8 protein-coding genes are annotated in these 9,540 nt (G+C 67.0%); 6 read left to right on the forward strand and 2 right to left on the reverse strand.

The window, feature by feature from the left end; all coding sequences use genetic code 11:
• Positions 1-44 precede the first annotated feature (44 nt).
• The 5 genes from BLR24_RS19045 (at position 45) to BLR24_RS19065 (ending at position 6,577) form a co-directional block, all read left to right on the forward strand.
• Positions 45-632 carry a helix-turn-helix domain-containing protein gene (locus tag BLR24_RS19045; protein WP_093019715.1) on the forward strand — a complete coding sequence of 196 codons (588 nt, stop codon included), beginning with the start codon at positions 45-47 and terminating at the stop codon, positions 630-632.
• A gap of 1 nt (position 633) precedes the next feature.
• The gene (locus BLR24_RS19050) at positions 634-1,170 is read left to right on the forward strand and encodes a GNAT family N-acetyltransferase (protein WP_093019717.1); all 537 of its coding nucleotides are present in this window, start codon (positions 634-636) and stop codon (positions 1,168-1,170) included.
• Positions 1,171-1,240: 70 nt separating this feature from the next.
• Positions 1,241-4,489, forward strand: coding sequence for a CapA family protein (locus tag BLR24_RS19055; RefSeq protein WP_093019719.1), 3,249 nt, complete (start codon positions 1,241-1,243; stop codon positions 4,487-4,489).
• Entirely contained in the window at positions 4,486-5,460 is a 975-nt protein-coding gene (locus BLR24_RS19060) for an alpha/beta hydrolase (protein ID WP_254787449.1), read from the forward strand. The genes BLR24_RS19055 and BLR24_RS19060 overlap by 4 nt, the downstream gene beginning before the upstream one ends.
• 22 nt (positions 5,461-5,482) lie before the next feature.
• The gene (locus BLR24_RS19065) at positions 5,483-6,577 is read left to right on the forward strand and encodes an aldose epimerase family protein (RefSeq protein ID WP_093019721.1); all 1,095 of its coding nucleotides are present in this window, start codon (positions 5,483-5,485) and stop codon (positions 6,575-6,577) included.
• Here the strand turns inward: BLR24_RS19065 and BLR24_RS19070 are convergent.
• Entirely contained in the window at positions 6,574-7,527 is a 954-nt protein-coding gene (locus tag BLR24_RS19070) for an SMP-30/gluconolactonase/LRE family protein (protein ID WP_093019723.1), read from the reverse strand. The genes BLR24_RS19065 and BLR24_RS19070 overlap by 4 nt on opposite strands.
• A 136-nt stretch (positions 7,528-7,663) precedes the next feature.
• Between BLR24_RS19070 and BLR24_RS19075 the strand changes: the two genes are divergently transcribed.
• Complete coding sequence (locus BLR24_RS19075) at positions 7,664-8,440, forward strand: SDR family NAD(P)-dependent oxidoreductase (RefSeq protein WP_093019725.1); 777 nt, start codon at positions 7,664-7,666, stop codon at positions 8,438-8,440.
• On the opposite strand, the gene BLR24_RS19080 is transcribed toward BLR24_RS19075, so the two are convergent.
• A complete protein-coding gene (locus BLR24_RS19080; protein ID WP_055801935.1) occupies positions 8,441-9,400 on the reverse strand; it encodes a LysR family transcriptional regulator in 960 nt (319 codons plus the stop codon).
• Between the last annotated feature and the right edge of the window lie 140 nt (positions 9,401-9,540).

A 9,540-nucleotide genomic window follows, 5' to 3' on the forward strand; every position in this document is an offset into this window, starting at 1 on the left:
GGCCTTGACTTTGTTTCCATGATGTTGGACATTTATCCGACATCATGGAAACTACGCCACAGAGCCTGAATGAACGCATCGCGCAGCGCGTGCGAGACCTGCGCGCCGACCGCGGCCTTTCTCTCGATGCGCTGGCTGCGCATTGCGGCGTCAGCCGCTCGATGATCTCGCTCATCGAGCGTGGCGAAAGCAGCCCGACGGCGGTGCTGCTCGAGAAACTTGCAACAGGCCTCGGCGTTCCGCTGGCCTCGTTGTTCGAGGCACCACAGCCCGAAGCCGGGCCGGTGTCTCGACTGGCCGACCAGCCGCAATGGCGCGATCCGCATTCCGGCTACGTGCGCCGGAACGTGTCCCCCAGCGGCGCTGCATCGCCCATCCAAATCGTGGAGGTTCTGTTTCCGCCCAAGGCGCGTGTCGCCTACGAAACCGGCGCGCGGGAACCCCAGGTTCACCAGCAGGTGTGGGTGCTCGAAGGAACCATTGAAGTCACGGTCGGCAACGACCGCCACCGCCTCGACGGAGGCGACTGCCTGGCACTGCAGCTCGACCGTCCCATGAGCTACTACAACCCCACCAAGCAGATTGCGCGCTATGCCGTCGTGATCGCAACCTCGCTTTCTTCGTGGAGATGACATGACGCTCGACCTTGCAACCACTGCGCCGCGCATTCGCGTTCTTTCCGGCGTTGCCGACGCGCAGATCCGGCAGCTGGCCGATGTGCTCATCGATTGCGTGGAGGGCGGTGCATCGGTCAGCTTCATGCTGCCACTGACCCCCGAGCGCGCTTCGGCGTTCTGGCGACGCGTGGGCGAGGGCGTGGCACGCGGCGACCGCGTGCTTCTGGTGGCCGAAGACGCGCAAGGCATCGTCGGAACCGTGCAGCTCCTGCTCGAAATGCCGGAGAACCAGCCGCATCGCGCCGAAGTGGCGAAGATGCTCGTGCACCGGCGCGCCAGGCGCCAGGGTATCGGCGCGCTGCTGATGCAGGCCGCCGAGCAGCTTGGCCGCGAACGCGCCAAGACCTTGCTCGTGCTCGACACGTCCAGTGCCGAGGCCGAGCGCCTGTATGCCCGACTCGGCTGGACGCGCCTCGGCGTGATCCCTGGCTTTGCGTTGCTGCCGGGCGGCGAGCCGTGCGACACCACCTACTTCTATCGCGCGCTGGCTTAGCGCATGGCGCCAAAGGTGCGGTAGCCCGGGATTTGCGGACGCGGCGCAGCCTGTCATCATTCGCGGCTGCATGACCCAAGAACCGACGCCCCTCTTCGATCTGTTGTTGAACCGCGCCAGGCAGGTGCTGACGGCACCGGACGGCACGCTGCAGTGCCAAGCCGCCACGCCCGAGGCCGGCTGCGTGATGTTCATCGCCCTCGGCGACCAGGCGAGCCGCGCACGCGTGGTCGTGGGGCGCGGGGGCAGCGCCGAGGAGGCCTGGCGCGAGGCAAGCCATGCGGCGCTCGCGCTCATCCAGCGCATCGGCATGCAGCCCGGCCGCGTGCGCGTGGAGCTGGTCGAACAGGTCGAGGCCATGGCCTGGGGCGCGCTGAAGACCCGCCTTGCGCGAACCAAGCGCAACTACTTCAACCAGGGCGTGTCGTTCGATGCGAGGTTCGAAGTGGCGCTGCTCGCGCAGGAGATCAGCGGCAGCGCCATCTTCTACCACGGCACCGTGGAACACGCAGAGCCCAACGCCGGCAATCTGCGCCTGCATGCCAAGAGGCGCTTCGGCGCCGAGACCGATTTTCCGTCCGACGATGCGGCGCCGGTGTGGTGCTTCATCACGCGCGGTGCCTATGCCGATGCCGAGGGCGCCTGGCCGCTGACGGCCAGAGGGCAGGCCGCGGGCTATCGCACGCTGCCCGAATGGAACGCGGGCCAGGTGCGCCGCCTCGTCGACACCGCAAGCGACTATCTCGCCGCGCAAGTCAAGCCCACGGGCGAGTTCCACTACGGCTGGTTCCCCTGCTTCGACCGCGCGATTCCCACCTACAACACCTTGCGCCACGCCAGCTCGACCTATGCGCTGCTCGAAGCCTGGGAGCTGACCCGCAGCGATACGCAAAAGGCGGCCATCGACCGTTCGCTGGACTTCCTGACGACACGGCTCATACGCCAGGTCGAACTCCCCGGAGGCACCCGCGCGGCCTACCTGCTGGACGTGGGCAATGAGATCAAGCTCGGCGGCAACGCGGTGTGCCTGCTGGCCTTCGTCAAATACACCGAACTCACGGGCGATACGCAATACCTGCCGCTGATGGAGCAGCTCGCGCTTGGCATCCAGGCCATGCAAGACCCGGCGAACGGGCGCTTCGTCCACGTGCTCAATCACCCGGCGCTCGATGTGAAGGATGCATTCCGCGTCATCTACTACGACGGGGAAGCCGCCTTCGGCCTCATGCGCCTCTACGGGCTCACGCGCGATCCGCGCTGGCTCGCGATCGTCGAGAAAGCCTTCGACCATTTCATTGCCGCGGAGCACTGGCGCGCGCACGACCACTGGTTGAGCTATTGCGTGAACGAGCTCACTCGCCATCGGCCCGAGACGCGCTACTACCGGTTCGGCCTGCAGAACGTGGCCGACTACCTGGACTTCGTGCTCGAGCGCATCACCACTTTTCCGACGCTGCTGGAACTGATGATGGCCGCGCGCGACATGGTGGCGCGGCTTGCCGCCGACTCCGCGCTGCGCCCGCTGCTCGAAGGCTTCGACCGCGACAAGTTCGACCGCGCGCTGGAGCACCGCGCGCGCTACCTGGCCAACGGCTACTTCTGGCCCGAGCTGGCGATGTTCTTTCGCAACCCGGACCGTGTCGCCGGCTCGTTCTTCATCAAGCACCACAGCTTTCGCGTGCGCATCGACGACGTGGAGCACTACCTGTCAGGCTACGTGGCTTACCTCAAGTTCCTGCAATCGCGGGAGAGCGACCACGCTCGCGAGGACGCCGCCCATGCGGATGTAAACGCAGCCGCGGCCGTCGTGGCATGGGGCGGCGACGTCAACCTCGGCCGCAGGCAGCACTACCGGACGCGGCAACTCGGCGTGCCTTCGGTGCTCGGGGGCGTACCGGTGCTGGCCGAGGCGGACCTGCGCATCGCCAATCTCGAATGCGTGGTTGCCAGCCGCGGTGAGCAGGGCTTGCCCAAAGGCGAAGTCGGACCTCACTACTACCGCGCGCGGCCCGAAATGCTGCGCGTGCTTGCCGAGGCCGGCATCGATGTGGTGGCCACCGCCAACAACCACAGCGGCGACTACGGCGCCGAAGCGCTCGCGGAGCAGGCGGCCCTGCTCGACGCCGCGGGCATCGGGCACGCTGGCTCCGGTTCATCGCTGGATGCCGCGCTCACGCCCGTGCTGCGGCGCGCAGGGCACCTGAACGTGGCGATCTTCGCCGTCGACGCCACGCAGCGGCGCTTTGCCGCCGCCAAGGCCAAGGCAGGCAATGCCTACTTGCCGCTGTCATCGCCTTTCGAATGGACGGCATGCCTTGCGCCCCGCATCGCCGCCGCACGCGACCACGCCCACGTGGTGCTGGTGGCCGTGCATTGGGGCAGGAACCGGGAGCCTCGCCCCGGCGATGAAGAGATCGCCGTGGGCCACGCCATCATCGACGCCGGGGCCGACGCGGTGTTGGGTGCTTCGGCGCATGTGGTGCAGGGCGTGGAGATTCACAAGGGCAGGCCCATCATTCATGATGCTGGCGACCTCCTGTTCGATGCCATCGGCCGCGGCAGCAAGGACTGCGAGGAAAGCGGAGTGTTCTCGTTGCACCTGGGCGCCGAAGGCGTGAGGCGCGTGGTGTTCACGCCGATCGCCACGGACTTCGGCCAGACGCTGCAACTCGAAGGCGAACGCGGGCTGGCAGCGGCCGGCCGCTTTCAGCAGAAGTCGGCCGCGCTCGGCTCCCACTTCACATGCGCACCCCACGGACAGTGCACGCTCGACCTGCACCCGCCCGCCAGAGCGCCGAAGCCATTGCCCATCCTGCCATTGGCAGTGCGCAAGCTCGATGCGATTCAGCCTGTGATGCAGCCGCGCGAAGAATGGCTGGCAACGATGGTTCCGATCGACGCGGCGCTCGCGCAGCCGCTGTCATTGGGACCGCTGCGGCTCCTTGGCGTGCGGACCACGCCATCGGCCCTGGCGGGCCGTGGCATGCTGTATGTCGAGACCTTCTGGCAGATCGATGAGGCGACCGGCACGGACTGGCGGCTCGACATCCGCGCCGTGCCGCCAGCGCCGGCCACCATGCCGACCTGGGGCGTCGCGATGGACCACGACCCCTGCGACTGGATGTGGCCCACTAGCCGCTGGCAACCCGGCCGCATCTATCGCGACTTTCATGGCCTGCGGCCACCCGTTGCCGATCGGCTGCACGATGCGCAACTCCAGATCGAGATCGGCCTGGTGGGCGCTGCCGGCCGGGTGGACCGGGTTCCGCTGCCGAGGCATGTTTCTTTCGCGGCGCGGCCTGATCGTGTAGCGGCATGACGCGCGAGAACGTCACCTCCAACGGAATCGAAGGCATGCCGGCCGGGCGCTGGAGGCTCGTTCCGCTCGCGCTGCTGGCGCTGGCGCAGACCGCATGCGCGCAACGCGGCGCGACGGAGCCGCAGCCGCAGCCTCCCGCGCTTGCAGCCGACGGCGCAACGCTGCAATGGAACCAGCCCGCCGTGCGCGCCGACTGCCCCGACCGGGCCGGCTACCTCTGGGTGCAGCCTGTCGAAGGGCCGGCCTGCATTCGCTACTTCGCGAGCAGCGACATCGACGGCGCGCGCATGGCCATCGTGCAGTTTTCTGGCGACCGCGACGGTGTCATGAACCAGGCGCCCGAACGCATTCCCGGCAACACCGAGGCCCTGCGCATGCTCGACGCCCAGCGCAGCCGCGATCGTGCGGGCGTGCCATGGGTCTTCGTGGCGCGGCCTGGCACTTATGGGTCGTCGGGCGACCATCGCAGGCGGCGCGAACTGGCCGAGTTCCACGCGTTGGATGCGGCGCTCGATGCGCTGATGCAGCGGCACCGGATCCAGCGCATCGTGATCCTCGGCCACAGCGGCGGCGCGACCGCGGGCGCGGCGCTGCTCACGCTTGGCCGCACGCGCATCGCCTGCGCGGTGCTGACCTCCGGCGCCTACGGCCTTCTGGAGCGTGCACGCCGGCTGGGGCAATCGCGCGACGGCCGCAGCGACACCACCGGCAGCATGCGGTTCTACGATCCGCTCGACCACATCGACGGCATTGCGCGCGATCCGTTGCGGCGCATCGTGCTCGTCGGCAACCGCGACGACCGGAACACGCCTTTCGATTTGCAGGAGCGTTTTGCCGATGCGGTCGCCAAGGCCGGCCATCGCGTGGAAGTCCAGACCCACGCGGCCGAGCCGCCACAAAATCACGACCTCACGGACCGCATCGGCCTGAAGACCGCATCGCTCTGCGCACGCGAAGCCATGCATCAATAACAACGGAAAGCTCAAGACAACAATGCCATCGCCGAACAGCAGCAACAGCTACGCCGCGCCCCGCATCACCACCCATGAGTTCGGCCGCATGCCCGATGGGCGCGCCGTCACCGAATACACGCTCGACAACGGCCGGGGCCTCTGCCTCAGCGCCATCAACCTGGGCGGCATCGTCACTGCCTTGCAGGTGCCCGACCGGCACGGGCAGAGCGGCAACATCGTGCTGGGCCTGCGCACGCTCGAGGATTACCTGACGCCGCATCCGCACTTGGGCACCATCGTCGGCCGCTATGCCAATCGCATCGCGGGCGGGCGCTTCATGCTCGACGGCGTCGCGCATCAACTCCCGCTCAACAACGGCGCCAACTCGCTGCATGGCGGGCATCAGGGCTTCGGCACGCGCTACTGGCAGATCGATGCGGTGCCCACGCAAGGCGATGAGGTCGCCATCGACCTGCGCTACACCAGCGCCGACGGCGAAGAGGGCTATCCCGGCGAGGTGCAGGTGACCGTGCGCTATGCGCTAAGCACCATCGAGAACGCCTGGCGCATCGACTATCGCGCCGTGAGCGACCGCGCCACGGTGCTGAACCTGAGCCATCACGACTACTTCAACCTGGCGGGCGCCGGCGCCGTGCGCGACCACCGCCTCACGATTCCCGCGAGCCGTTTCTGCCCCGTGGATTCGGCCCTTATTCCACTCGGCTTGGCGCCGGTGGCCGAAACCCCATTCGACTTTCGCGTGGCCAAGCCAATCGGCGAGCGCATCGACGATCCGCACGAGCAATTGCGGGTGGCGGGCGGTTACGACCACAACTGGGTGCTCGACCGTGAGCCGACGGGCATGGCGCTGGCGGCACGCCTCGAACACGAGCCCTCCGGGCGCGTGATGGAAGTGCACACGACCGAACCGGCGGTGCAGTTCTATTCGGGCAACTTTCTCGACGGTACCCTTCGCGGCCGTGAAGGCGAGAGCTTCAAGCAAGGCGCCGGGCTGTGCCTGGAAACGCAGCACTATCCCGACTCGCCGAACCAGCCGGAGTTTCCTTCCACGGTGCTCCGGCCGGGTGAAGCGTTCAGCAGCACCACGCTGCACCGCTTCGGCCTGTTGGCCTAGGCTTTGGCCGCAGCTGCGCCGAACTCAGCGGCCGGCAGGCCGGGGCTTGCGACGCGCACCGAGAACAGTGCGCCGGCCAGCGGCTCTGCCTTCAGCTCTTCATCCGTGAGCCCGCTGCGCGCGGTGGTGATGTAGAGCGTGCACAGGTCGTTGCCGCCAAAGGCGCAGTCCGTGACGTTGCTCGCGGGCAGTTCGATGCGGCACAGTTCGGCGGCGCTCACCGGGTCGTGGCAGCTCACGCAATGGCCGCCCCAGCGCGCGATCCACAGCCGGCCGGCCGCGTCGGTCGTCATGCCGTCGGGCAGGCCGTCGCCTTTCGCAAAGCGAAGCCACACGCGCTTGTTGCTCACCGTGCCGGCTGCGCTGTCGAAGTCGTAGGCGTACACGCAGCCTTCCACGGTGGCGTTGAAATACATCGTGCGTTCGTCGAGCGACCAGGTCGGTCCGTTGGTCACCGCAAAGCCGTCGTCGTGGCGCGTGCAGCGGCCGTCGGCGTCAAAGCAATAGAGCGCGCCGGTCGGCGCGACGCAATCGAAGTCCATGGTGCCGCCCCAGAAGCGGCCCTGCCGGTCGCACTTGCCATCGTTGAAGCGGTTGCCGGGCCGGTCGGGCTCCGGCTGGTGCAGGTAGCGCGGCGGCGCATCCACGGCCGGGTCGAAAAAGGCGAAGCCGCGGCGCATCGTGACGATCAGCCCCGGCGCATCGGCGCGCTCGGCGAGTGCGGTGATTTCCTCGTCGAATTGCCATGTCTGCTGCGCGCCGCCCGCAGGATCGTGGCGGTACAGGCGGCAGCCAAGGATGTCGATCCAGTAGAGCGCCTGCTCGCGCTGAGACCACAACGTGCCCTCGCCAAGCGTGGCGCCGGCGGGCCACAGGCACTCGGGTTGGCCGAGGACGGTGGGGGCACCCAGGGGTGCAAGAGGAGATGCGGAGCTGCCGTTCTGGATCATTGTTTTGCGCCTTCGTTGTCTCGGTCCTTGACGCGGCGGATCGTATCAAGGCATATTGATAATAGAAACCAAACTATTTGGCATCAAGTGATATTGATTTTGCAATGTCGCAGCCAGCTCTCTGGAGACGTACATCTTGAAGGATTCCCCGCAGCTTTCGATTCATCCCAGCCTGAAGGGGCGCACCGTGTTCGTCACCGGCGGCGGCAGCGGCATTGGCGCGGCCATTGTGGCGGCGTTTGCGGCGCAAGGCGCACGCGTGGCGTTCGTCGACATTGCCGAAAGCGCCAGCGCCGCGCTCGCAGAGCAGATCGTCGAACAAGGCCATGCCGCGCCGTGGTGGCGCACCTGCGACGTGCGCGACATTGGCGCACTGCAGAAGGCCATCGACGACGCGGCCGCCGAGCTTGGCGACTTTGCAGTGCTGGTCAACAACGTGGCGAGCGACGATCGCCACACGCTCGAATCGGTCACGCCCGACTACTACGACAACCGCATGGCCATCAACGAGCGGCCCGCGCTGTTCGCGATCCAGTCGGTGGTGCCGGGCATGCGGCGCCTGGGCTTCGGCTCGGTGGTCAACCTGGGCTCGACGGGATGGCAGACCAAGGGCTCGGGCTATCCCTGCTATGCCATCGCGAAGTCGTCGGTCAACGGCCTCACGCGCGGCCTTGCCGTGGAACTGGGCAAGGACCGCATCCGCATCAACACCGTGTCGCCGGGCTGGGTGATGACCGACCGGCAGGTGAAGCTCTGGCTCGACGACGAAGGCGAGCAATCGCTCAAGCGCAATCAGTGCCTGCCCGACAAGCTCCTGCCGGAAGACATCGCGCGCATGGTGCTGTTCCTCGCGTCGGACGACGCGAAGATGTGCACGGCGCAAGAGTTCACGGTAGACGCGGGCTGGACCTGATCAGTCCATCTCGAGTTTGCGTCCGTAGACGCTGAGGCTCGCGGTCTTCAGCGCTTTCATCATCACCTTGGCGGCCGGCGACGGCAGCCGGTCGGTGCGGGTGATGATGCCGAAGGCGTCCATGTGGCAGGGCATGTCCAGCGGCAGCAGCGACACGATGCCGTGCGCGGCGTAGTAGCGCGCCACGTCGGAGGCGAGCACGGCCACCATATCGCTCTGCTGCAGCATGCGCGTGATGAAGAGCAGGGCCGAGCTTTCGATGATGTTGTTCGGCGGCACCAGGCCTTCTTCCTGGAACATCAGCTCGAAGCGGTGGCGCAGCACGCTGCCCGCGGGCGGCACGATCCAGCCGGCGCCCACTACGTCGCGCAGCGTGAGGCCGCTCACGCCCAGGAGCGGGTGGCCGGGGCGCACCAGCGCACATACCGGCTCCTCGGCCAGCGCTTCGTAGCGAAGCTGCGACTTGTCGTGCTCGGCGAAAAGCCGCGCCACCAGGATGTCGAGCTTGCCCTGTTCGAGCCGCTCGATCAGCACCGCGCTGGTCTCGATCTCCAGCGACACGCGCAGGTCGGGCTGCTCGCGCTTCACCATGGCCACCGCCGGCGGCATCAGCGTGAGGCCGGGCGCGGTGATGGCGCCCACGCCCACCTGGCCGAAGCGGCCGGCCTTGAGCGCGGTGAGCTCGTCGTGCGCCTGGTTCAGGCTGGCCAGCGCCACGCGGGCATGGCGGATCATGGTTTCGCCGTACCAGGTGGGCCGCATGCCGCGCGGCAGCCGGTCGAACAATGGCACCTCCAGCACGTCTTCCAGGTCTTTCAGCAGCTTGGAGGCGGCGGGCTGGGTCATGTTGAGCACCTGCGCCGCGCGGTGGATGTTGCCTTCCTCAGCCAGCGCCACCAGCAAAAGCAGCTGCCGCGTCTTGAGGCGGGCGCGGATGAACCAGTGGTTGTAGTTGGTCATGTCTGGTGATTTGTTAGAGCTTTGGGCTCAGAGGGTTTTCCAGAATCCGGCGATTGATATGCATTTTGTCGAAAAAATGATTGGATCGATATCAATTCTGTTCCTAGACTCGCCGCACTTCCGAAAAACCAGAGACAAAG

This window comes from Variovorax sp. OV700 (assembly GCF_900099805.1).
Taxonomy (GTDB): Bacteria; Pseudomonadota; Gammaproteobacteria; order Burkholderiales; family Burkholderiaceae_C; genus Variovorax.

Bases quoted from the DNA above. Each gene is read 5' to 3' on its own strand.
- BLR24_RS19055 (WP_093019719.1), top strand. From the start codon at position 1,241: ATGACCCAAGAACCGACGCCCCTCTTCGATCTGTTGTTGAACCGCGCC.
- BLR24_RS19060 (WP_254787449.1), top strand. From the start codon at position 4,486: ATGACGCGCGAGAACGTCACCTCCAACGGAATCGAAGGCATGCCGGCC.
- BLR24_RS19050 (WP_093019717.1), top strand. From the start codon at position 634: ATGACGCTCGACCTTGCAACCACTGCGCCGCGCATTCGCGTTCTTTCC.
- BLR24_RS19045 (WP_093019715.1), top strand. From the start codon at position 45: ATGGAAACTACGCCACAGAGCCTGAATGAACGCATCGCGCAGCGCGTG.
- BLR24_RS19080 (WP_055801935.1), bottom strand. From the start codon at position 9,400: ATGACCAACTACAACCACTGGTTCATCCGCGCCCGCCTCAAGACGCGG.
- BLR24_RS19065 (WP_093019721.1), top strand. From the start codon at position 5,483: ATGCCATCGCCGAACAGCAGCAACAGCTACGCCGCGCCCCGCATCACC.
- BLR24_RS19070 (WP_093019723.1), bottom strand. From the start codon at position 7,527: ATGATCCAGAACGGCAGCTCCGCATCTCCTCTTGCACCCCTGGGTGCC.